This is a genomic window from Streptomyces corynorhini, from assembly GCF_003346515.1.
GTDB lineage: Bacteria > Actinomycetota > Actinomycetes > Streptomycetales > Streptomycetaceae > Streptomyces > Streptomyces corynorhini.
The window spans coordinates 1-21,543 of the sequence record NZ_QQNA01000102.1 but is presented as its reverse complement, the minus strand read 5'-3'; the positions used below and the strand labels follow the sequence as shown (position 1 = coordinate 21,543).

At 71.5% G+C, this 21,543-nt stretch carries 13 protein-coding genes and 1 tRNA gene; 5 read left to right on the top strand and 9 right to left on the bottom strand.

Annotated elements, in window-relative coordinates:
- Positions 1-14: 14 nt before the first annotated feature.
- Entirely contained in the window at positions 15-1,094 is a 1,080-nt protein-coding gene (locus tag DVH02_RS14475; protein ID WP_114624220.1) for a sugar phosphate isomerase/epimerase family protein, read from the top strand.
- A gap of 44 nt (positions 1,095-1,138) precedes the next feature.
- Here the strand turns inward: DVH02_RS14475 and DVH02_RS14470 are convergent, their stop codons facing one another.
- The 4 genes from DVH02_RS14470 to DVH02_RS14455 form a co-directional block, all read right to left on the bottom strand.
- Positions 1,139-2,509: an OFA family MFS transporter gene (locus tag DVH02_RS14470; RefSeq protein WP_114624219.1), complete on the bottom strand. Its 1,371-nt coding sequence runs from the start codon at positions 2,507-2,509 to the stop codon at positions 1,139-1,141.
- Between the two features lies 1 nt (position 2,510).
- Positions 2,511-4,655 (bottom strand): acetate--CoA ligase family protein, encoded by a 2,145-nt coding sequence (locus tag DVH02_RS14465; RefSeq protein WP_114624226.1) that lies wholly within the window; start codon positions 4,653-4,655, stop codon positions 2,511-2,513.
- 77 nt (positions 4,656-4,732) lie between these two features.
- Entirely contained in the window at positions 4,733-5,989 is a 1,257-nt protein-coding gene (gene frc, locus DVH02_RS14460) for a formyl-CoA transferase (protein WP_114624218.1), read from the bottom strand.
- 17 nt (positions 5,990-6,006) lie between these two features.
- Complete coding sequence (locus DVH02_RS14455; protein WP_114624217.1) at positions 6,007-7,689, bottom strand: thiamine pyrophosphate-binding protein; 1,683 nt, start codon at positions 7,687-7,689, stop codon at positions 6,007-6,009.
- Positions 7,690-8,107: 418 nt separating this feature from the next.
- Between DVH02_RS14455 and DVH02_RS14450 the strand changes: the two genes are divergently transcribed.
- Positions 8,108-8,195: transfer RNA gene (locus DVH02_RS14450), tRNA-Leu, on the top strand.
- Between the two features lie 176 nt (positions 8,196-8,371).
- On the opposite strand, the gene DVH02_RS14445 is transcribed toward DVH02_RS14450, so the two are convergent.
- Positions 8,372-9,454 (bottom strand): RICIN domain-containing protein, encoded by a 1,083-nt coding sequence (locus DVH02_RS14445; RefSeq protein ID WP_158575887.1) that lies wholly within the window; start codon positions 9,452-9,454, stop codon positions 8,372-8,374.
- 278 nt (positions 9,455-9,732) lie between these two features.
- On the opposite strand from DVH02_RS14445, the gene DVH02_RS14440 reads away from it, so the two are divergent.
- Positions 9,733-12,219 (top strand): XRE family transcriptional regulator, encoded by a 2,487-nt coding sequence (locus DVH02_RS14440; protein WP_114624215.1) that lies wholly within the window; start codon positions 9,733-9,735, stop codon positions 12,217-12,219.
- 304 nt (positions 12,220-12,523) lie between these two features.
- Here the strand turns inward: DVH02_RS14440 and DVH02_RS14435 are convergent, their stop codons facing one another.
- The 4 genes from DVH02_RS14435 to DVH02_RS14415 all read right to left on the bottom strand — a co-directional run bounded on the left by DVH02_RS14435 (position 12,524) and on the right by DVH02_RS14415 (position 17,609).
- A complete protein-coding gene (locus DVH02_RS14435) occupies positions 12,524-13,297 on the bottom strand; it encodes a class I SAM-dependent methyltransferase (protein WP_114624214.1) in 774 nt (257 codons plus the stop codon).
- Positions 13,298-13,400: 103 nt separating this feature from the next.
- On the bottom strand, positions 13,401-14,576 hold the full coding sequence (locus tag DVH02_RS14430) for an aminotransferase class V-fold PLP-dependent enzyme (RefSeq protein WP_114624213.1): 1,176 nt from the start codon (positions 14,574-14,576) through the stop codon (positions 13,401-13,403).
- 220 nt (positions 14,577-14,796) lie between these two features.
- The gene (locus DVH02_RS14420; protein ID WP_114624212.1) at positions 14,797-16,125 is read right to left on the bottom strand and encodes a pyridoxal-phosphate dependent enzyme; all 1,329 of its coding nucleotides are present in this window, start codon (positions 16,123-16,125) and stop codon (positions 14,797-14,799) included.
- Positions 16,122-17,609, bottom strand: a complete 1,488-nt coding sequence (locus DVH02_RS14415) for a type III PLP-dependent enzyme domain-containing protein (protein ID WP_199566282.1) — start codon at positions 17,607-17,609, stop codon at positions 16,122-16,124. Before DVH02_RS14415 ends, DVH02_RS14420 begins: the two co-directional genes overlap by 4 nt.
- Before the next feature lie 308 nt (positions 17,610-17,917).
- Here DVH02_RS14415 and DVH02_RS14410 point away from each other — a divergent pair, with 308 nt between their 5' ends.
- Positions 17,918-19,954: an ATP-binding protein gene (locus DVH02_RS14410; RefSeq protein ID WP_114624225.1), complete on the top strand. Its 2,037-nt coding sequence runs from the start codon at positions 17,918-17,920 to the stop codon at positions 19,952-19,954.
- Positions 19,955-20,197: 243 nt separating this feature from the next.
- Complete coding sequence (locus tag DVH02_RS14405) at positions 20,198-21,400, top strand: cytochrome P450 (RefSeq protein ID WP_114624210.1); 1,203 nt, start codon at positions 20,198-20,200, stop codon at positions 21,398-21,400.
- Positions 21,401-21,543: the final 143 nt, after the last annotated feature.

Here is a 21,543-nt window from a genome sequence, read left to right as displayed (position 1 = left end):
AGGAGTTTTCGTAGATGAGCCGCAAGAAGTCAGTCGACCCCGAACTCGCGCACAAGCTCAGCAGGCGCGGCATGCTCGGGGTCGCCGCCGGTGTCTCCGCCGCCGCCCTGCTGGGCGCCTCGGCCGTCCCCGCGGCGGCCCAGGCCACGCCGTCCGGCCACGGACACGGTCCCGGACACGGTCACGGACACGGGCCCGGTCCCGGCAAGGGGCAGCCCGTCCTGACCCCGGGCCGGCTCGGGGTCCAGCTCTACTCCCTGCGCGACAAGGTCTCCACCCTCGGCTTCGCCAAGGTCTTCGACGAGCTGGAGCGCTTCGGCTACGACGAGATCGAGTACGCGGGCTACACCCAGGGCGAGGCCGGAGCGATCACACTGCCGCAGCTCAAGCGGCTGGCCAAAGACCACGGACTCAAGGCCATCGGCAGCCACGTCAACTACTACGACGACAACAACCCCGGCGCCTACAGCTTCGCGCAGAACCTCACCCAGGTCCTGGACGACGCCCAGGCGCTCGGCCTCGCACACATCGGCACGGCCTCGGGGCCCTTCCGCTACGGATCGACCGTGGACGCCTGGAAGCGGGCCGCCGCGGACTTCAACACCTACGGCGCCGCCGCCAAGCGGCGCGGCATGAAGTTCTACCAGCACAACCACGCCGAGGAGTTCTCCTTCGCCACCGACAAGCCGAACGTCCGCCTCTACGACGTGCTGCTCGCCGAGACCGACCCCGACCTGGTCTATCTGGAGATGGACATCTACTGGGCGTACTCGGGCCAGTTCCGCTTCAGCAGGACCGTCGAGGGCAGGCCCGCCCCCTTCGACCCGCTGAAGTACGTGCTGAAGCAGCCGCACCGCTACCCGCTCTTCCACGTGAAGGACGGCATCACGGACACCGCCGCCCGCGACGGCTACCAGATGGTGGACGTCGGGGACGGCGACATCGACTACCAGCGCTTCATCTCGGCGGTCAACAAGACCCGCGACGGCCGCCGCGCCCACCACTGGCAGGTGGAGCACGACCAGCCGGTGGACTCGCTGGCCTTCGCCCGGAAGTCGGCCGCGCACCTGCACTCCCTGCGCGAAAGGCGCTGACCCGCGCCTGAGCGACCGGCGAGGGCGGCCCGCCGCGCGGCGTCTCACACGCCGTGCGGCGGGCCGCCCGGCTGCCGCAGTGTCAGCGAGAGCCCGGCGGCGACCAGCGACACCACACCGGACGCCGTGTACGCGCCCACGTACCCCCAGGACGCCACCACCACCGCGCCGATCCCACCGCCGAACAACCCGCTGACCAGCTTCGCGCTGTACACCATGCCGTAGTTCGAGGCGTTGTTGTTCTCCCCGAAGTAGTCCGGCACCAGCGCGGCGAACAGCGGATAGAACGCCCCGCCGCCGAAGCCGGAGAGGAAGGCGAAGACCAGGAACAGCGTCTGTTCGCGCATCTCCCCGGCCCACAGCACCCCGAACTGTGACACGGCCAGCACCAGACAGACATGGGTCAGGGTGGTGCGCCGGCCCAGCTTGTCGGAGAGCCAGCCCACCACACCGCGCCCGGTGCCGTTGATGACGGACATCACGCCCATCGACGACGCGGCGATCAGCGGCCCGAACCCCATCTCCTTCGCGAAGGGCACCTGGAACGAGATCCCGAAGATGGAGACGCCCGCGCAGCACAGCATGCACAGCCACATCAACGGGACGGTGCCGGTCCGCAGCGCCTCGCGCGGCGTGAACTGCCGTACCGCCGGGGGGTTCTTCGCCAGCGCCGCCGCCGACTTGGTGTTGCCCGTACGGGTCACCGGATCGACGTGCGCGGGCCACCAGTTCTTCGGCGGGTCCTTGAAGAACAGCCCCGCGATCAGCGTCAGCGCCAGCACGTACACACCGACCAGGTCGAGCACCGCGTGGTAGTTCTCGGTGTCGAAGCCGTAGGTGAACAGAAAGATGAACGGCACCGCGCCGTAGGCGAAGGCGCCGTTGACGAAGCCGGTCTTGCCGCCCCTGCGCTCCGGATACCACTTGCCGACCATGTTCACACTGGTCGAGTAGATCAGCCCCGAGCCGACCCCGCCGAGCAGTCCGAAGCCCACGACGGCGAAGAGGAAGCCCGGCGCGTGGCTGAGGCTGAGGAAGCCGAGCAGCGAGCAGAACGAGCCGATGAGCATCGCGGATCTGCTGGTCAGGATCCCCTTCTCGCGCAGCCGGCCGGCCGGGAAGGAGACGGCGGCCTGGAAGAAGATCCAGACACTGAGCACCCAGAAGGTGTCGGTCGAGGTCCAGTGGTGTGCTTTCGAGAGCGTCTCCTCGGCGGCTCCGAAGGCGTACTCGAACACACTGATGGCGAGCATGGCGAGCCACGGCAGTGCCACCATCGTCCAGCGGGGCAGCCCGAGGATCTGCCGGTCGGACTCGCCGATCCGGTACACCCGGCCGCGCTCGTCGGTGATCTCGCGGTACTCCGCGCGGGCCGCGGCCCGCGCGGAGATGCCTGATAACGGGTCCGCTGTCATGTCAGTCGGCCTCCCCCGCGGTCCCGGTTCCCAGCAGCCCGGCGGCGCGCGCCCACGCGTACTTCGCCCCCAGCACGGCGACGGGCCGCTCCGTGGTGTACGGATAGGCCACCACCCCGTGCTCGAAGAGGTACCGGCACGCCTCCTCGACCTCCACGTCACCCGCGAGCGACGCCACGACCGGCTTCTCGATGCCGCGCTCCCGGAACTCCGCCACCACCCGGGCCGTCAGCTCGGCGAACACCATCGGCGGGGTGACGATCGTGTGCCAGTACCCCAGCACCAGCGCGTGGATCCGCGGGTCCTCAAGACCGAGCCGGATCGTCGCCTCGTACGTGGACGGCGGTTCGCCGCCGGTGATGTCCACCGGGTTGCCCGCCGCGCCGAACGGCGGGATGAACGCGCGGAACGCCTCGTCCAGATCCGGCGGAATCTCCATCAGGGAGAGCCCGTTGTCGACGAGGGCGTCCGACAGCAGCACCCCCGAGCCGCCCGCGCCCGTGATGACGACGACGTTGTCACCGCGCGGCGCGGGAAGCACCGGCAGCGCCCGCGCGTACTCCAGCATCTCGCTGAGCCCCGGCGCCCTGATGACCCCCGCCTGGCGCAGGATGTCGTCGTACACCGCGTCGTCCCCGGCCAGCGCGCCCGTGTGCGAGCCCGCCGCCCGCGCGCCCGCCGCCGTGCGTCCGGCCTTGAGAACCACCACGGGCTTCTTCGGCACGGTGGCCCGCGCCGCCGCCACGAAGGCCCGGCCGTCCTTGAGGTCCTCCAGGTGCATGGCGACGCACGCGGTGTGCGGGTCCTCGCCGAACCAGGTCAGCAGGTCGTCCTCGTCCAGATCGGACTTGTTGCCCAGACCGACGATGGCGGACACCCCGGTCCCGGTGGACCGGGCGAAGCCGAGGATCGCCATCCCGATACCGCCGGACTGCGAGGTGAGCGCCACCGGCCCCCGGACGTCGTACGGGGTGCAGAAGGTGGCGCACAGGTCCTGCCAGGTGGAGTAGTAGCCGTAGATGTTGGGGCCGAGCAGCCGCACACCGTACCGCTCCGCGATCTCCACGATCCTTTCCTGCAAGGCGTGTTCACCGGTCTCCGCGAAGCCCGACGGGATCAGCACCGCGTTCGGCACGCCCTTGCGGCCGACCTCCTCCAGCGCCGCGGGAACGAACCTCGCGGGGATCGCGAACACCGCCACATCGGGCTCGCCCGGCACGTCCAGCACGCTCTGGTAGGCCTTGCGGCCGAGGATGTCGTCGGCCTTGGGGTTCACCGGATGGATCTCGCCGGGGAACCCGCCGTCGATCAGGTTCCGCATCACCGAATTGCCTATCTTGCCGGGCGCGTCGGAGGCGCCGATCACCGTGACCGACGCGGGCCTCATCAGCCGGCCCATCGACGCGAGGATCTCCTCGCGGGTGTACGTCCTGCGCCGGTGGGGCTGTTGTGCCACGAGCAGGATCCGTACGTCGGCGGCCATCACCCCGCTCGCGGAGGCGAACACCGGATTGAGGTCGACCTCGCCGATCTCGGGGAAGTCCGCCGCGAGCCGCGACACCCGGACGATCAGCCCGGCGAGGGCGTCCCGGTCGACGCCGGGGGCGCCGCGCACCCCGCGCAGGATCTCCGCCGCGCGGATCCCGTCGAGCATCGACCGCGCGTCGTCCTCGGTCGCCGGGGCGAGCCGGAAGGTGACGTCCTTGAGGACCTCCACCAGCACCCCGCCGAGGCCGAAGGCCACGATCTTCCCGAAGGCCGGGTCGGTGACCGTGCCGACCAGCACCTCGGTGCCCTCGGCCACCATCCGCTGCACCTGGACGCCGAGGATCCGGGCGTCCGGCGCGTACGCGCGGGCCCGGGAGACGATCGCCGTGAACGCCCCGCGCACCTCGGCGGCCGAGGTGAGGGAGATCCGCACCCCGCCCGCTTCCGTCTTGTGCGGGATCCCGGGCGAGACGATCTTCATCGCGACCGGGAAGCCGATCCGCGTGGCGAGCGCCACCGCCTCGTCGGCGGTCTCGGCGAGCCCTTCGGCAGGAGTGGGGATGCCGTAGGCGTCCGCGACGGCCTTGCCCTCGGGCGCGGTGAGCGCGGCGCGTCCCTCGGCGAGCGCCCTGTCGAGGACGGCGCGTACGGTGCGCACCGCCTCGCGGTCCGGTCCGCCCTCCGGCCGGCGCTCCGGTCGGCTGTCCGGTCGGCTGTGCTGCGTGATGTCCACTGTCAGATGACTCCGTCCGTTTCGAGAAGCCGCAATTCCGTTGCGTCCAGACCCAGTTCGCCGCCGTAGACCTCCGTGTTGTGTTCGCCGAGCAGGGGTGGGGTGACCACCTCGACGGGGGAGTCGGAGAGTTTCAGGGGGGAGCCCACCGTGGTGAAGGAGCCGCGCTCGGGGTGGGGGACCTCGACGATCATCCCGTTGGCGGCGAGCGAGGCGTCCTCGACGATCTCCCGGGTGGAGAGGATCGGACCGCACGGGATGTTGTGCGCGTTGAGCCTCTCCAGCACCTCCCACTTGGGCAGGGTGACCGTCCACTCCTCGATGAGCTGGAACATCTTGCCCAGCTTCGGCAGCCGCGCCTCCGCGGTGGCCCACTCCGGGTCGTCCGCCAGTTCGGGACGGCCCATCAGCGCGGTGACCGGCCGCCAGCCCACCGGCTGGACGATCACGTACACGTAGTCGTTGGGCCCGCCGGGCGCGCAGCGCACCGCCCACCCGGGCTGCCCGCCGCCGGACGCGTTGCCGCTGCGCGGCACCTCGTCGCCGAAGTCGTCGTTCGGGTACTCGGCGAGCGGCCCGTGGGCGAGCCGCTGCTGGTCGCGGAGTTTCACCCGGCACAGGTTGAGCACGGCGTGCTGCATGGCGACGCCGACCCGCTGGCCGCGCCCGGTGCGCTCCCGCTGGAAGAGGGCGGCGAGAATACCGGCGACGGCGTGCACACCGGTGCCCGAGTCGCCGATCTGGGCGCCGGTCGCGAGCGGCGGACCGTCCTCGAAACCGGTCGTGGACATCGAGCCGCCCATGGCCTGGGCGACCACCTCGTACGCCTTGAAGCCGGTGTAAGGACCCTCGCCGAACCCTTTGATGGAGGCGTACACGATGCGCGGATTGATCTCCTGGACCCGTTCCCAGGTGAACCCCATCCGGTCCACGGCGCCGGGGCCGAAGTTCTCCACCATCACATCGGAACGCCGGATCAGCTCCGTGAGGATCTCCCTGCCGCGCTCGGTCTTCGTGTTGAGGGTGATGGACCGCTTGTTGCAGTTGAGCATCGTGAAGTAGAGCGAGTCGACGTCGGGGAGGTCGCGCAGCTGCCTGCGGGTGATGTCGCCGGACGGTGCCTCCAGCTTCACCACGTCGGCGCCGAGCCAGCCCAGCAACTGGGTCGCGGAGGGGCCCGACTGAACGTGCGTCATGTCCAGCACGCGGATACCGGAGAGCGCCTTGGTGCCCGCCGGGCTGTCGAGAGCCGAGGTCATGGGAGGGGCTCCTTCGCTCACTTGTACATGGTCTGGTTCATGGTTCCGGGGGCGTACGCGTCGGGGTCCACCCAGACGTTGATCAGCGACGGCAGCCCGGACTCGCGCGCCCGGCGCAGGGCGGGCGCGATCCCGGCGGGGTCGCGGACCTCCTCGCCGTAACCGCCCAGCATCTGGGCGAACGTGTCGTAGCGCACATCGCCGAGGGTGTTCCCGACGCGCTGGCGCTCGTCGCCGTACTTGGCCTTCTGGCCGTAACGGATCTGGTTCATCGAGGAGTTGTTGCCGACGACGCCGACGAAGGGCAGGTTGTAGCGGACGAGCGTCTCGAAGTCCCAGCCGGTCAGCGAGAACGCGCCGTCGCCGAAGAGCGCCACGACCTCTTTGTCGGGCCGCGCCTTCTTCGCGGCGAGGACGAAGGGCACCCCGACGCCGAGCGTGCCGAGCGGTCCCGGATCCATCCAGTGGCCGGGGGACTTGGGCTGGACGACCTGGCCGGAGAAGGTGACGATGTCGCCGCCGTCCCCGATGTAGACCGAGTCCTCGGTGAGGAACTCGTTGATCTCGCTGACCAGCCGGTACGGGTGGATGGGCGAGGCGTCCGAGCGCAGCTGCGGCAACCTCTTGTCGAGCGCGGCCTGTTCGGCGGCGCGCAGCTCGTCCAGCCACGCCTTGCGCCGGACCGCGCCGCCGTCGAGCCGTCCGCTCGCTGCCTGCGTGACGGAGGCCAGGACGAGCCCGGCGTCCCCGACGATGCCGAGGTCGATGTCCCGGTTCTTGCCGACCGTACGGTAGTCGAGGTCGATCTGGACGACGGTCGCGTCCGGCGAGAGCCGCTTGCCGTACCCCATCCGGAAGTCGAACGGCGTACCGACGACGACGATCAGATCGGCGTTCGAGAACGCGTAGCGCCGGGAGAGCTGGAAGTGGTGCGGGTCGCCGGGGGGCAGGGTGCCGCGCCCCGCGCCGTTCATGTACGCGGGGACGTTGAGGGCGCGCACCAGCTCGACCGCCGCGTCGGTGGCCCGGGTCGTCCAGACCTGGCTGCCGAGCAGGATCGCCGGTTTCTCGGCCCGGACCAGCAGATCGGCGAGGTTCTCCACGGCCTCGGGGTCGCCGGCCGAGCGGGTCGAGGCCCGGTAGTGTCCGGCCTCGGGGATCCGGGCCTTCGCCACCGGCACCTTGGCGTCCAGCACATCGCGCGGGATCTCCAGGAACGACGGCCCCGGTGCGCCGTGGTAGCACTCGCGAAAGGCCATGGACACCATGTCGGCGGCGCGCGCCGTGTCCGGCACGGTGGCGGCGAACTTGGTGATCGGCGTCATCATGTCGACGTGCGGCAGGTCCTGCAGTGAGCCCATCTTGTGCTGGGAGTGCGCCCCTTGGCCGCCGATGAGCAGCATCGGCGACTCGGCACGGAACGCGTTGGCGACCCCGGTGACGGCATCGGTCGTCCCGGGCCCCGCGGTGACCACCGCGCACCCCGGCTTGCCGGTGATCCGGGCATAGCCGTCGGCGGCGTGCGCGGCGACCTGCTCGTGCCGGACGTCGACGACTTCGATGCCCTCGTCGACACAGCCGTCGTAGATGTCGATGATGTGGCCGCCGCAGAGGGTGTAGACGACCTCGACGCCCTCGGCCTTGAGCGCCTTGGCGACGAGATGACCACCGGAGATGAGTTCCTGGCTGTCGTCGGACATGAGGAGGTGCCTGTCCCTTCGTAGGGGAGGGCGACCGCCCTCCGGGAACATTGCATACAGTCGACGAATACTGTATGAGAAGTGTTCCCGTATGCGGCCGACGGTGTCCAGAGGGCGTCGGGCACTTTTCGGGGGAGGGGCCGCGGCGCGGGGAAGACTCGCGCGACGCAGGTGTTCCCCGACTGTCACCTGATGCCCTGATGCCCTGATGCCCTGAGCCCCGTCCTGGCAGGCCGCCACCACCCCCGACGGCCCGCCAGGACACCCCGGCCCGTACGGCACGCACCCGCCCCGCCACACCTCGTGCGCACCACGCCGCCGCGCACCGCTGACCACCGGATATGGAGGTGAGAGCGGCCCCCGTGCCCTGGTATTGTTGGCTCTGTCGCCGCGACCACGGGAAGCGGTTCGACCACTCGTCCGGGTGGCGGAATGGCAGACGCGCTAGCTTGAGGTGCTAGTGCCCTTTATCGGGCGTGGGGGTTCAAGTCCCCCCTCGGACACCAAGGTCATCCGACCACATGAAGCCGGTCAAACCGACGCTATGTCGCTTTGACCGGCTTTTTCGTTGTGGAAGATGTGTTTGTGCTGGTCAGGCAGGGTGCGTGGGGCGGGGCGAGTGCGCCGGGCCCGCCCCCGCGCCGCCCCGTCGGTCGGGAGGGCGGCGTCAGGGCGGGCGGACTCAGGCGCAGGGGGTGAAGTCCGGGTGGGTGTTCGCGATGTAGTGGGTCGCGCCGCCTGCCGCGGAGCCCTTCAGGGGAACGGTGACCGTGTCCTCGGCTGTCCAGGGCAGTCCGCGCGCGTCGAACGTCCAGGTGCCGGTTACCTTCGTGGCCAGCACGGACAGCGTCACCCAGCCGTACTGCCCGGCGGGCACGGGCACCGTGACCTGGTTGTTGACACTCTCCGAGCCGCTCCAGACCTGGGTGATCTGGCCTTCGAGGCCCAGCGTGACCTTGAACGCCAACTCCGTGAGGTCGCCGCTGGTGAGGCCGCCCGACATCTTCAACGAGAGGGAGTTCGACCAGCCGGTGGTCTTCTGCACCCCGAAGGTCTGGGTGATGGGCCCGCTGGTGTTGTTGAACCAGACCGATGACGCGCACACCGTCGGCAGCGGGGCCGCGGGCGTCTCGCTCTTCGCGGCCCAGGAACAGGTGGAGGCGTCCTTCTGGCACCGTCGGGCGGCGTGTTCCACCGCCAGATTCCGTGCCTCGGGGACGGTGGACCACTGCTGGTTCGCCCGGCCGTGGCAGCTGGAGAGTCCCGTCCACGCGTCGTCGTACTGGGCGCCCGCGATGAGGTCGAGACACGAGTGGTCGCTCTCGTTGCGGATCATGAACACGTCGGTGGCACCGCTCACCGGCTGGAAGTACCACTGCTGGCTCTGCTGGCCCCGGCAGGTCTGCTGGCGCAGGGCGGGCCAGCCGATGTCGACGCACTTGCCTGTCGCGTTGTTCACGATGCTGAAGGACGAGTCGGCCGGGTCGACGTTCAGACGCCACGACTGATGGTGGCCGGGAGCCGTGTTGGTGACGATGAAAGCGCCGTCACCGAGTGAGCCGTTCTGCACGTCGAGCACCCGGCCGTTGCTGAGCGAGGTGAAGTCCAGGCACTGGAGCGGGGATCCGCAGTTCTCCTCGGCGTGGGCTCCGGGCGTCTGCGACGGTGATGCCAGAACGCCCAGGGCGATACAACAGATCACCAGGGCAGCGGCGAGCGCGCGCAGGCAGGGAGCCGATCGCCTCGGGAGGGAAGGTAACGCCATGACGGGTGGGTTCCTCTCTTGTCGGGTTCGTACGGGTGGCACCTGGCGCGCGCCTCCGGCAGGAGACCAGGCGGAACGGGCGTCGTCTCCCGGTGCGGAAGGCGGTCCGCGAGGCCCCGAGCCGAGCAGCCGGCCGTGACCACAGCGCGCGGTCGCAGATGCCCCCTGACACTGGCGGCACGCCGCTCGGGTGGACAGGTCATCGCACCGGTCATGCATGACCGGTGGTCACGGTAGGCTCCCCGCAGGCTGTATACGCGGGCAGAGAGGACGCCGAAGTGGCGGATCAGCTCGGGACGCTCCTACGTCGGCTGCGCAGGCGGTCGGGTCTGACCCAGGAACGGCTGGCGGAGCGGTCGGGGGTGAGCGTCAGCACCATCCGCAGACTGGAGACCGGCAGCTCAGGGGATCACCGGCGCGGGACGCTCGGTCTGTTGGCGGACGCTCTGGACGTCGGCCCCGAGGAACGCGCGCAGTTGCTGGCCACGCCCGCGACAACGCGGAGCGAACCGGCTCGGGTACCGCAACCGCAGGAACCCGCCACCGTGCCGGCTGCGCGAGTCGCCGACGAGCCGGATCACACCGCGGCACAGCGCCGACGGCCTCCCGCGCCGGGTCGTACGGCGCCCCCGGTACTCGCCGCCGCAGCCGACGAACTGGCCATCGAGGTCAGGCGGCGTTGGCAGCGAGAGGAGGAGCATCGCCGGGTGCACGATCCGTTTCCGCTGCCGGTGCGCTGGCAGGAGGCACCCGCACTCCTGACGGACCACGCGGAGAACATCCAACGTCTCCTGCCGGGCGCGACGTCGCACACCATGGATCTGAGCGGTGACCTGGGGAGCGTGGCCGAGGTCTACCGGCGCGTCTCCTCCGGACGGCTGGTGGTTCTGGGCCGGGCCGGCTCGGGCAAGTCGATTCTCACGATCAGATTCGTCCTGGAGTTCCTCAAGTCCCGGGCTCCCGGCGGCCGGTTGCCGGTGATCTTCACGCTCGGGTCCTGGGATCCGACGACCGTCGCGTTGCGGGACTGGCTGATCGATCGGCTGGTGCGCGACCATCCGCAGCTGGCCCGCACAGCACCCGGCGGAGCGACGCTCGCCGCGGCTCTGGTCGACGCCGACCTCGTACTGCCGGTTCTGGACGGATTCGACGAGACCGCCGCGAGCCTGCGGTGCGCCACGCTCCGAGCGCTCAACGACACCTCGCTCCCGCTTCTCCTGACCAGTCGGGCCGACGAGTTCGCCGAGGCGGTCGACGCGGTGCACGCGCCGTTGGTCTGGGCCGCCGGGATCGAACTCACCGACCTCACCCGTGACAACCTGCTGGCCTACCTGCCCAGGACCGCCCGGCCGATCGTCGACGGCCACGGCCACGGCCACGGCGACGGTCACGGCCTCGGCCGGACCGGGGCGGTGTGGGATGTCGTCCTGGCACAGCTGCGAGACAGCGAGGAGACCGCGGCGAGTGTGAACCTCGCCGGTGTCCTGAGCACACCGCTGATGGTCGCGCTGGCGCGAACGATGTACAGCGAGGCACCTGACCGGGACGCGGCGGAACTCCTCGACACCGAGCGGTTCCCCGCCGAGCACTCCCTGGAGGAACACCTGCTGGCGGGGTTCGTGCCCGCGGTCTACCGGCGGGCTGTCCCCGAGCGGCCCGTCGGCCGTCGCCCGCCCCGGAAGCGGAACCGGGACCCGGAGCACGCCGAACGCTGGCTCGGCTACCTCGCCCACCACCTGGTCCGGCTCAAGCGGCAGGACCTCGCCTGGTGGCGGATCGGCGAATCGCTGCGGCGCTCGACGCGCGTCGTGATCGTCGTGGCGGTGTCCGCGCTGTGCGCTGCCGCGGCCGATGGGCTTTCGACACTGCTCCTCCACCAGGACACGTTCGGCCGGACCCTCGTCCGGGCGGCTTTTACGGGATCGGTCGCCGGTCTCACCGTCGGAGCGGTGTACGCGATCATGATCGCCCTCGGCAACGAGATCATCGAACCGGCCCCGGTACGGCTACGGCTGCCCGGCAGAGGCAGAGGCAGAGGCCTCGGGCGCAGGACGGTCCGCACGTTCATCGCCCGCTTCGGAACCGCGCTGTTGGGCGGATTCGTGCTGGGCGTCGGGAACGGGTGCGGCCGTGCCGTCCAAGGCACGCTGTACCGCGACCTCCCGCTCCCGAACGGTTCGGTGGCCGAGAGCATCCTCATCGACATGCTGGTCTTCGAAGTGATCTTCGGGGTGGGGGGCGGCCTGGTCTTCGGGCTCCTGGCCGTGTTCGAAGCGCCCCAGGACGCCGCCTCGGCGGCCACCCCGGTAAGCCTGCTGGCCTCGAATCGCGCGACAGTGGTCCGGCAGGTTCTCTTCCTCGCGCCGACGCTCACCCTGGTGGTCGTCTTCGGCGGGAGCCTGATCGTCCACCTGTTCCCAGGGTCTCTCGAACCGTCCGCCTGGGGGGTGTCGGACGGTCTGCGCGCCGGAGCCGTCTATGGGGTCGCGGGCTCACTGACGTACGCCCTCTTGTTCACCGCCTGGGGACAGTGGGTGGTCTTCTCGCGCGTCTGGCTGCCCTTGACCGGCAAGCTGCCCTGGGACACCGATGCCTTCCTGGACGACGCGTATCGCAGGGGAGTGCTCCGTCAGGTCGGCGCGGTCTATCAGTTTCGCCACATCCGGCTCCAGCACCATCTCGGCCGCTCGTTCCGCGGGCGGCGGACCGCGTACGCGTCGGACAGACGCGGACGCGAGACGCGGCGGACGCCCCGACGCCGCTGAGCCGACGCCGCTGAGCCGACGGCAGCATGGTCACCGTGGTCGATGACGTCGCGCCCACGCGGGATCTGCTGGGACCCGGAGAAGAGCCTCGCGGCGCCTCCTCTCGCGCCGGGGAGACGGACGTCTGGACGGTGTCCCGTAGGGACCACAGCGTCGAGTCGCCGACGCTCCGGGGAGGACCGCGCGGGTGGGTGGCGGAGGCGGCCCAGGAGCACCGCCCACCGGACACCTCACCCGGACACTTCACCCGGACATCTCACCCGGACACTTCACCCGGACACCTCACCGTCCCGCGCGTCCGTACTCAGCAGATCGCGACCAGCACATAGCTGTTCCCGAACTGCCAGACGGGCGCGGCGTGTGCGAAGCCCGCCTCGCGCAGCAGTTCGGCGTGGCGCTGGGGTGACAGGTCCTCGCCGGCCTCCTTGATCGGCCCCCGGCGGTCGCGCTCGGCGAGCAGGTCCGTCAGCTCCGGGTCTTCCGCCACCGCCGCCCACCACGCGTCCCAGTCCTCGTGGGCGAAGGCCCGCTGCCGCTGTGCGCGGCACCGCCCGACGTGTGCCGCGATACGGGAGTGCGCGGCGCCGCCGGGGTCGGCGCGGTCGCTCAGGGGGAGGTGGTCGGCGTTGACGAGGACGCCGCCGGGGCGCAGCGCTGCCGCCAGTTGTGCGTAGGTACGCCGCAGCGTGCTCTCGGGGAGGTAGTGCAGCGCGGTGGTCGACACCGCCGCGTCCAGCGGCCGGTCCAGCTCCAGGGCCGCCGTCCAGCCCTCCCGCCCGATCTCGACGTCCACGTAGCGGGCCGCGTCCGCGTGGTGCGTTCTGGCCAGCTCCAGCAGGAGCGGGTCCATGTCGGCCGCCACGATCTCCGCCCGGGGCAGCCGCGCGGCCATCCGCGCCGCCAGCGACCCCGGTCCGCAGCCGAGGTCGACGACGTACGGCCGGGGCTGCTCCCGGGTCACGTACCCCACGACGTCGGCGATCACCGAGAAGCGTTCCTCGCGATCGACGGCGTACCGTGCCTGCTGCAACTCCCATCGCCGCACCCACGATTCAGCCGTCGCCATGCTCAGCCCCATCTGGCCGTACCACCTTCGCCCATCTCATGCCCGACTGTGTGCACCCCCGAATCTACAGCTGGAAACGGTTGCCATTATCGCGTCGTGGGGTGCCGGCGTGCCGTCACTCCAACGTGGCGAGGACGTCGAGCAGCCGGTCGATTTCCTCCGGTGTGTTGTACACATGGACGCTGACCCGTACGGAGCTGGACTTCTCCCCGCCGTCGCCCTGGCAGTGGTCGTCCGTACGCACCATGAAGCCGTGGCTGAAGAGGATGAAACCCAGATCGCTCGCGCCGATGGACCGGTGCCGGAACGTCACGATGCCGCACCGGTGCTGGATGTCCGAGTCCAGCGCCAGGCTGCGCTGGCATCCCAGCACGCGGTAGGCGGCCAACTGCCGCAGCCCGTCGGTCAGTCGCAGGGCGAGCGCCGTCGTCCAGCGCTCGATACGCTCCTCTCCCGCCGCCCGCAGCCAGTCGAGCGCCGCCGTCAGGCTCACGATCCCGGTAGTGTTGGGCGTACCGCTCCAGCCGCCGGGGACGAACCGGGGCCCGCGCCGCTGACGCGCCCACACCGCCCCCGAGCCGGGCAGGGCCAGCGCCTTGTGCCCGGAGAACGCGACGAAGTCGACGTCGAGCGCGGCCACCGAGACGGGCAGATGTCCGACGCTCTGCGCCGCGTCCAGACAGATGACGGCATCGGGCCCGACGGCCTCGCGGACACGGCGCACGTTCATGTCCGCCCCGTAGACGTGGTGCACATGCGTCAGGGCGACGAAACGGGTACGCGGACCGGCCGACGCGGCGAGCGCGGCCGGGTCGTAGTCCCCGGAGGACGCCTGGTACGGCATCTCCCGTACCGTGATCCGCTTCCCCCGGGCGGCGAGCAGCTCCCGCGCCTCCAGCCAGGGCACCAGATTGGCCTGATGGTCGGCGAAGGGCACGACGATCTCGTCCCCGTCGTCCAGCAGTCCGGGCAGCCAGTCGCGCGCGACGGTCCGCAGCCCCTCGGTGGTGCCGCTCGTGAAGTGGACCGCGGACCGCTCGGGCGCCGGGTCCGAGAGGAAGGCGCCGATCCGCGCGCGGGCCCCTTCCACCAGTTCGGTCGAGGCGTTCGCCCACGGGTAGGTGCCGCGCCCCGCGTTGGCGTTCGCCGTGGTGAGGTAGGTCTGTACGGCGTCCAGCACGGCGCGCGGCTTCTGGGCGGTCGCCGCGCTGTCGAGGTAGACCAGCTCCGGATGCGCGGTGATGATGGGGAACTCGGCCCGCAGCGCGCGCTGCCACGGGACCAGATCCACCGGGAACGCGCCGTCGCGCGGACCGGCCTGGCCACGGGCCGCGCCGGAGCCTCGCGAGCCGTAAGTCCCTTCGGAGCCGGGCGAGCCGGGCGAGTCGGGAGAGCCGGGCGGTGCGGCAGAGTCGGGAGAACCGGGCGAGTCGGGCGAGCCGGGGGAGTCGGGCGAGCGGGGACAGTCGGGGGATCCCGGTGCCCCCGGGACCGCGGGCGCGCTCATGCCGTCAGTCCCTCCCCAGCGGTGCGCCGGCGTCGCGCCAGGCGATGATGCCGCCCGCCAGACTCCGGGCGTCGGTGTGTCCCATCCGGGTCAGCAGTGCCGCGTACCGGGCGGACCTGTCGCCCACCGGGCAGGCCAGCAGCAGCGGCCTGCGCCGGCTGAACGGGAGACCGCCGCGGATCAGCTCCGCGAACAGCTCGTCCACGATGTTGACCGAGTCCTCGATGTGCAGCGCGGCGTACGCGGACGGGCTGCGCAGATCGATGACGAGCGGCCGCTCGCGCGCGATCCACTCCCGGGCCTCCGGCGCGCGCAGGGTGGCCACCGCCGCGATCTCGGCGTCGGACACGTCGGACAGCGCGTTCTTGCGGGGCGTCAGGCCGACGGCCTCGGGGCGCCGCTGCTTGACGTAGCTGAGGTAGCTCTCGATCCGGTCGCAGACGATGAAGACGGCGGCCTTGCGCTCGTCGTCGTCCGTCAACTCCGCGTCCAGCTCCCGCAGATGCCGTACCGTCCCGAAATACGCCGCGCCCCCGGTAGGGCCGGCGAGGATCCCGCACCCGCGGGCCAGGGTCAGCATGCCGTCGATGGCCTCGTCGGCGGTCACGGACTCCATCGTGTCGTAGGTGGCCGGGTCGAACAGGCCCACCTCGTGCACCTCGTCGATGGTGCGGATGCCCGGGATGAAGTCCGACTTGTGCGCCACCAGTCCGACCACCCTGACCCGTGGATCGTGCTCGCGCAGCGACCTGGCCACCCCGGTGGAGGACCCGGCCGTGCCCACACACGCGACGAACCAGTCCGGCACCCGGCCGTCGAGGTCCTTCACGATCTCGGGACCGGTGCCCAGCGCGTGCGCCTCCGTGTTGCGGTCGTTGAAGTACTGGTCGGTGTGCAGGTACGCGCTGCCCGGTTCCGACAGGGTGCGGTGGAAGAGCGTGAGGGGATCGTCGGTGTCGGTGGGGTCGAGGCACTCGCTGCGTCCCGGCAGCTCCTCGATCTCGGCGCCGAGCAGCAGCAGGAGATCCTTGATCTCCGGCACCCGCATCCGGTTGGTCACGCTCTTGAACGACAGCCCGTGCATTCCGGCGAGCACGGACAGGGCCTTCGCGGTGTTGCCGCTGGACAGTTCGACGATCTGGCTGCCCGCGCGCACGGCGGCGTCCAGTTCTGGACGGACCATGTTCCACGCCGCCCGGTCCTTGACCGAGCCGAAGGGGTTGAACATCTCCAGCTTGCCGTACAGGTCGATATGGCGCAGACCGTGCACCCGCGGATCGATGCGCACCAGCGGGGTGTTGCCGATGGTCTGGGTGATGCTGTCGTACCTCACGCCTGTCCTCCCTGACTCAGCGTCGGCCAGTACTGCTCGTCCAGACTCCAGCGCCAGGAGTCCCCGTCCTGCCAGGCGGCCACCGCACGCGCGACCGGCAGGCGCTGTGCGTGGGTCGTCCGGAAGTCCATGCAGTATCCGGCGGTGTTCACGAAACCCAGCAGATCACCGGGGTTCGGCAGACTCGGCAGGAACACCGTCCTGCGCGAGATGAGATCGGCCTCCAGGCACAGACCGCCCGCGAGGTGCACCCCCACCGCGTCGCCGTCACCTGCCGGAGCGGTCCCGGCGCGCGCGACGACGACGGGGTCCACGAGGACACCGTGCTCCTCCAGGCCGATGTCGTCGGCCTTGGCCTCCAGCCGCACCAGATACGGTCCCGTGCCGTCGCGGCGCACTTCGAGCACCCGGGCCAGGATCAGCCCGCACTGGTCCACCAGCGCCCGGCCCGGTTCGGTGTACAGGTCGAAGAGGTTCTCCAGGAGCAGCGCGGACAGCGGCCGGCCGGGTGTGGCCGACGCGGGGCCCGACAGCAGCTCGTCGAGGTAGCCCTCGCCCGCCGTCGCGCGGTGCGCCGGGTAGAGCCCCAGCGCGCCGCGCAGCGTCCCGGCGTCGTTGCGCAGCCCGTATCCGTAGCCGCGCCAGGTCATGGGCGGCCGTTGGCCCAGGACGGACGCGGTGAGCGCGGAGGTGTAGCGCTCCCACTGCTCCCGGTGAGCCAGATAGCTGACCCCGAACCCGCCCCCGATGTCCACGACATGCGGGCTGAAGCCGTGTTCGCGCAGGGCCCCCAGGGCGCTGACGCACCCTTCCAGGGCGAGCGCCTTCTCGGCGACGCTGGTGGTGTCCAGATGGAAGCCGACGCCGATCAGCTCGATGGCCTCGCGGTGCCGGTCGGCGGATTTCAGCAGCGCGTCGAGCGCGCTCACGGGCGTACCGAACCGGCTCGCCCTGCTGAGCACCTTGACCCCGCCGGAGCCGGGGGCCGTGCCCGTGCCGAACGCGGACAGCCGCAGGACGGTCCGCACGCGCGGCAGCGAGCGCGTCCGTACGAGGTCGCCCAGCGCGTCCAGTTCCGTGGCGCTGTCGACGTTGACGGTCGCTCCCGCACGCGCGGCGAGCCACAGGAACGCCGGATTCTTCGGCCCGGTCGCCATGATCCGCTCGGGTGCGAACCCCGAGCCGAGCGCGTGCTGCAACTCGCCGAGCGAGGCGACGTCCACACCTGCGTCGGTCGCCGCGAGCCGTCTCAGCAGGGCGCTGGAACGATTCGCCTTGTGGGCGAAGTAGATCTGCCCGCCCAGCTGATGGCGGCGGTACGTGGCCCGGAACCGGTCGAGATTGTCGGCGATCTGGTCGGGCAGCACGATGTTCAGCGGCGAGCCGAGCGCGTCGGCGAGATCGTGGGTGAAGCCGTCCGCCCGGAGCAGCGCCGCCAGGCGTGGTTCCACCCGGGGCTCCAGGTACAGCGGCAGAGCGTTCATCAGTCCCCCCTCGGCCGGCTGAGGCAGCCGATCTCATTTCAAGTGATATTCATTTCCCTTTCTGTGGCGGCCTACGCGCCCGCGCGGCGCCGGGGGCCGGAGCACGGGACCGGAGCGCGGGGCAGGGCGGTGTGGCCGAGGGCGGTGCGATCGGGGACGGTGCGATCGGGGGCGGTGCGATCGGGGGCGGTCCGCGACCGGCGGAACGTGCGGTCCCTTGAACAGCTGGGACTGTTCCTGGCCTTTTTTGACCATTTTCCGCCACAGGTATCGGCGCCACCGCGCAACAGGTCCAGGATGTACCCGTGCTGGGCAACCTTCCCGTCGTCAGCACCAGTTTCGTCGGCCGGTCGGGCGAACTGGGCGCTGTCGAGCGGGCATTACAAGAACACCGGCTGGTCACTCTCACGGGCGGCGGGGGAGTGGGCAAGAGCCGCCTCGCGCTGCGCGCCGCCGGCCTGGCGCGCGAGAGCTACCCCGACGGCGTGTGGTGGGCCGACCTCTCCCCTCTGCACGACGACCGGCTGCTCACCGCCACGGTCTGCGACGCCGTCGGCCTGCTGGACCACAGCGCGCGCCGCCCCGTGGAGGCGCTCTGCGAATGGCTGACGGGCCGTCGGCCGCTGCTCGTGCTCGACTGCTGCGAGCGGATCGTGACCTCCTGCGCCCGCCTGGTGGCCGACCTCCTCGCCGCCGCGCCCGCGCTCACCGTCCTCACCACCAGCAGAAAGCCGCTGGGCACCGAGGGGGAGCGCCTCCTCGACATCGGCCCGCTGCCCGCGGCCGGCCCGGGGGCGGAGGCCGTACGTCTCTTCCGCGACCGCGCCGCCGCCGCCGCGCCCCTGCTGGCGCTGGACTCGCCGAGCGCCGGGGTGGCGGTGGCCGAGATCTGCCGCAGGCTCGAAGGGATCCCGCTGGCGCTGGAACTGGCCTGCGCCCGGCTCGCCGAGAACAGCGTCGAGGAGGTCGCGGACCGGCTCACCTCCCGGCTCGACGTCCTCGCCGACGACACCGTCTGGCCGCAGCGCCACCGGGCGCTGCGCACCGCCATCGGCTGGAGCCACGAACTGTGCGCGCCGCTCGAACGCCTCCTGTGGGCCCGGCTCTCCGTCTTCCCCGGCACCGTGGACCCGGCCGACGCCGGGGCCGTCTGCGCGGGCGGCCCGCTCGCCGCGGGCGCCGTCCCCGCGCTTCTGGAGGGGCTCGCCGCGCAGTCCGTGCTCCAGCGGGAGGGCGAGCGCTACCGGATGCTCGACACGCTGCGCGAATACGGCGCCCTGTGGCTCGGTGAACTCGGCGAACAGGACGCCCTCGCCCGTCGGCACGCCGCGCACTTCGCCGACGTCGCCGCCCGCGCCCACGCCGGCTGGCTCGGCCCCCGGCAGGTCGACTGGTACCGCAGGATCGCCGACTGCCACGCCGACCTGTGCGCCGCGCTCGACCACCTCGTCGAGCGGGATCCGGACCGCGCGGTGGAGATGGCCGGGCGCACCGGGCTGTTCTGGAGCTGCTGCGGCCATCTCCACCAGGCCCGCGGCTACCTCGAACGCGCCCTCGCCCGCTCCGCCGTGCCCGGCCCGCCCCGTACCCGCGCCCTGTGGGCCCTCGGCATCACCCGTACGCTCCAGGGCGACCACGAGGCCGCCCGGCTGCTGGGCGAGGAGTGCACCCTCGCCGCCTGGCACGACCGGGACCCCGAGTCGATGCTCTCCGCCGCCCACACCGTCAGCTTCACCCATCTGATGATGGGCCGCCCGCAGGCCGCCCACACCGTCAGCGACCGCGCCCTGAGTCATCTGACCGGCGACCCCCTGAACGCCCCCTCCCACATGCGCTGCCGGGTGATACGCCTGTTCGCGCTGTCCGCGCTCGGCCGGCTCGACGAGGCGTATGAGGACGCCACAGGGCTGCGGCGGCTCAGCCGCGGCTACGGGGAGCACTGGGCGCGGTCCTACGCCGAGCACCAACTCGCCCTCATACAGATCATGCGGGGCCGACCGGGCGAGGCCGAGGGCCATGCCCGCGCCATGCTCGCGGGCAAGTACCGGCTGCGCGACAGCCTCGGCATCGCCCTCGGCCTCGACCTGCTCGCCGGGGCGATCGCCGCCCAGGGCGACGGCGTCGCGGCGGCCCGTACCTCGGGAACGGGGCACACCTACTGGCGGATGGTCGGCCACCCCCACCGCGGCAGCCCCGAACTGGGCGCGATCCGCGACCAGTGGGAGCGCCAGGCGCGCCGGGCGGCGGGCAACCCCGCCTACGAGAGCGCCTACCACCGGGGCGTCGAGCAGGATGCCGAGAGCGGTCTGGCCCTCGCGCTCCAGGGGCAGCTGCCCCCCTCGTGACCGGGGCGCCCGGCGGCCGGGCGGCACCGGAAGAGTCGCGGCTCCGCCGTGCCCGCGCGTCCGCCGTGCGCGCGTCCTCCGTGCGCGCGTCCTCCGTGCCCGCGCGTCCCGACGTGCTCGCGCGCCAACCGTTCCCGCGCGTCCGCCGTGCCCGCGCGTCCGCCGTGCCCGCGCGCCAACCGTTCCCGCGGCCCGGCGGCCCCCCGGTGGCTCCCGGACCGCGCCGCCCGTTACGGTCCTGCCATGCCTGACTTCGCCCCCCGGTCGCCCGCCTTCCTCGCCGACCCCTACCCCGCCTACGCCGAACTGCGGGCCAGGGGCCGGGCGCACTACTACGAACCGAGCGACCAGTGGCTCGTCCCGCACCACGCGGACGTCTCGGCGCTGCTGCGCGAGCGCCGCCTCGGCCGCTCGTACGGGCACCGGTTCACCCACGAGGAGTTCGGCCGGACCCCGCCGGACCCCGGCCACGAGCCCTTCCACGAGCTGAACGACCAGGGGATGCTGGAGCTGGAGCCACCGGACCACACCCGCATCAGGCGCCTCGTCTCCAAGGCGTTCACCCCGCGTACGGTCGAACAACTCCAGCCGTACGTACGCCGCCTCGCGACCGAGCTGGTGGCCCGGCTGGTCGAGGAGGGCGGCGGCGACCTGCTGACCGCCGTCGCCGAACCGCTGCCGGTCGCCGTCATCGCCGAGATGCTCGGCGTACCCGAGACGGACCGCCCGCTGCTGCGGCCCTGGTCGGCCGCGATCTGCGGGATGTACGAGCTGAACCCGTCCGAGGAGACCGCCCGCCACGCGGTCACCGCCTCCGCCGAGTTCTCCGCGTACCTGCGCGAACTCATCGCCGCCCGGCGCGCCACGCCCGGCGGCGACCTGATCTCCGGGCTCATCGCCGCCCATGACGAGGGCGAGAGGCTCACCGAGGCCGAGATGGTCGCCACCTGCGCACTGCTGCTCAACGCGGGACACGAGGCCACCGTCAACGCCACCGTCAACGGCTGGCACGCCCTGTTCCGGCACCCCGCGCAGCTCGCCGCCCTGCGGGCGGACCGCGCTCTGCTGCCCACCGCGGTGGAGGAGCTGATGCGCTACGACACACCGCTCCAGCTCTTCGAACGGTGGGTGCTCGACCCGGTCGACATCGGCGGAACCACGATCCCGCGCGGCGCCGAGGTCGCCCTCCTCTTCGGATCGGCCAACCACGACCCCGCCGTCTTCGCCGCACCCGACGCCCTGGACCTGGCCCGCCGCGACAACCCGCACATCTCCTTCAGCGCGGGCATCCACTACTGCATCGGCGCCCCGCTGGCCCGGATCGAACTGGCCGCGTCCATGGCCGCGCTGCTGGATCTCGCCCCGGCGCTGCGCCCGGCGGGGGAACCCGTCCGCAAGCCGAACTTCGTGATCCGGGGACTGGAGGGGCTGCCGGTGGCGGTGTGAGCGCCGGGGCGGGACTTAGAGGCCGCGCGGATAGGTGGGGCGGCGTCGCGGGGCGACGGGCGGCGCCTGGCGGCGTTGTCGTCGGTCCACGACTCCCCCACTGCCTTAAGGGCGTGGGAGGTGCCCCCTCCGCGTCGCCTCCC

What these genes read in the sequence shown, in the direction of transcription:
- DVH02_RS14475 (WP_114624220.1), top strand. Translation starts at nt 15, where the DNA reads ATGAGCCGCAAGAAGTCAGTCGACCCCGAACTCGCGCACAAGCTCAGC.
- DVH02_RS14470 (WP_114624219.1), bottom strand. Translation starts at nt 2,509, where the DNA reads ATGACAGCGGACCCGTTATCAGGCATCTCCGCGCGGGCCGCGGCCCGC.
- frc (WP_114624218.1), bottom strand. Translation starts at nt 5,989, where the DNA reads ATGACCTCGGCTCTCGACAGCCCGGCGGGCACCAAGGCGCTCTCCGGT.
- DVH02_RS14455 (WP_114624217.1), bottom strand. Translation starts at nt 7,689, where the DNA reads ATGTCCGACGACAGCCAGGAACTCATCTCCGGTGGTCATCTCGTCGCC.
- DVH02_RS14445 (WP_158575887.1), bottom strand. Translation starts at nt 9,454, where the DNA reads ATGGCGTTACCTTCCCTCCCGAGGCGATCGGCTCCCTGCCTGCGCGCG.
- DVH02_RS14435 (WP_114624214.1), bottom strand. Translation starts at nt 13,297, where the DNA reads ATGGGGCTGAGCATGGCGACGGCTGAATCGTGGGTGCGGCGATGGGAG.
- DVH02_RS14415 (WP_199566282.1), bottom strand. Translation starts at nt 17,609, where the DNA reads ATGAACGCTCTGCCGCTGTACCTGGAGCCCCGGGTGGAACCACGCCTG.
- DVH02_RS14405 (WP_114624210.1), top strand. Translation starts at nt 20,198, where the DNA reads ATGCCTGACTTCGCCCCCCGGTCGCCCGCCTTCCTCGCCGACCCCTAC.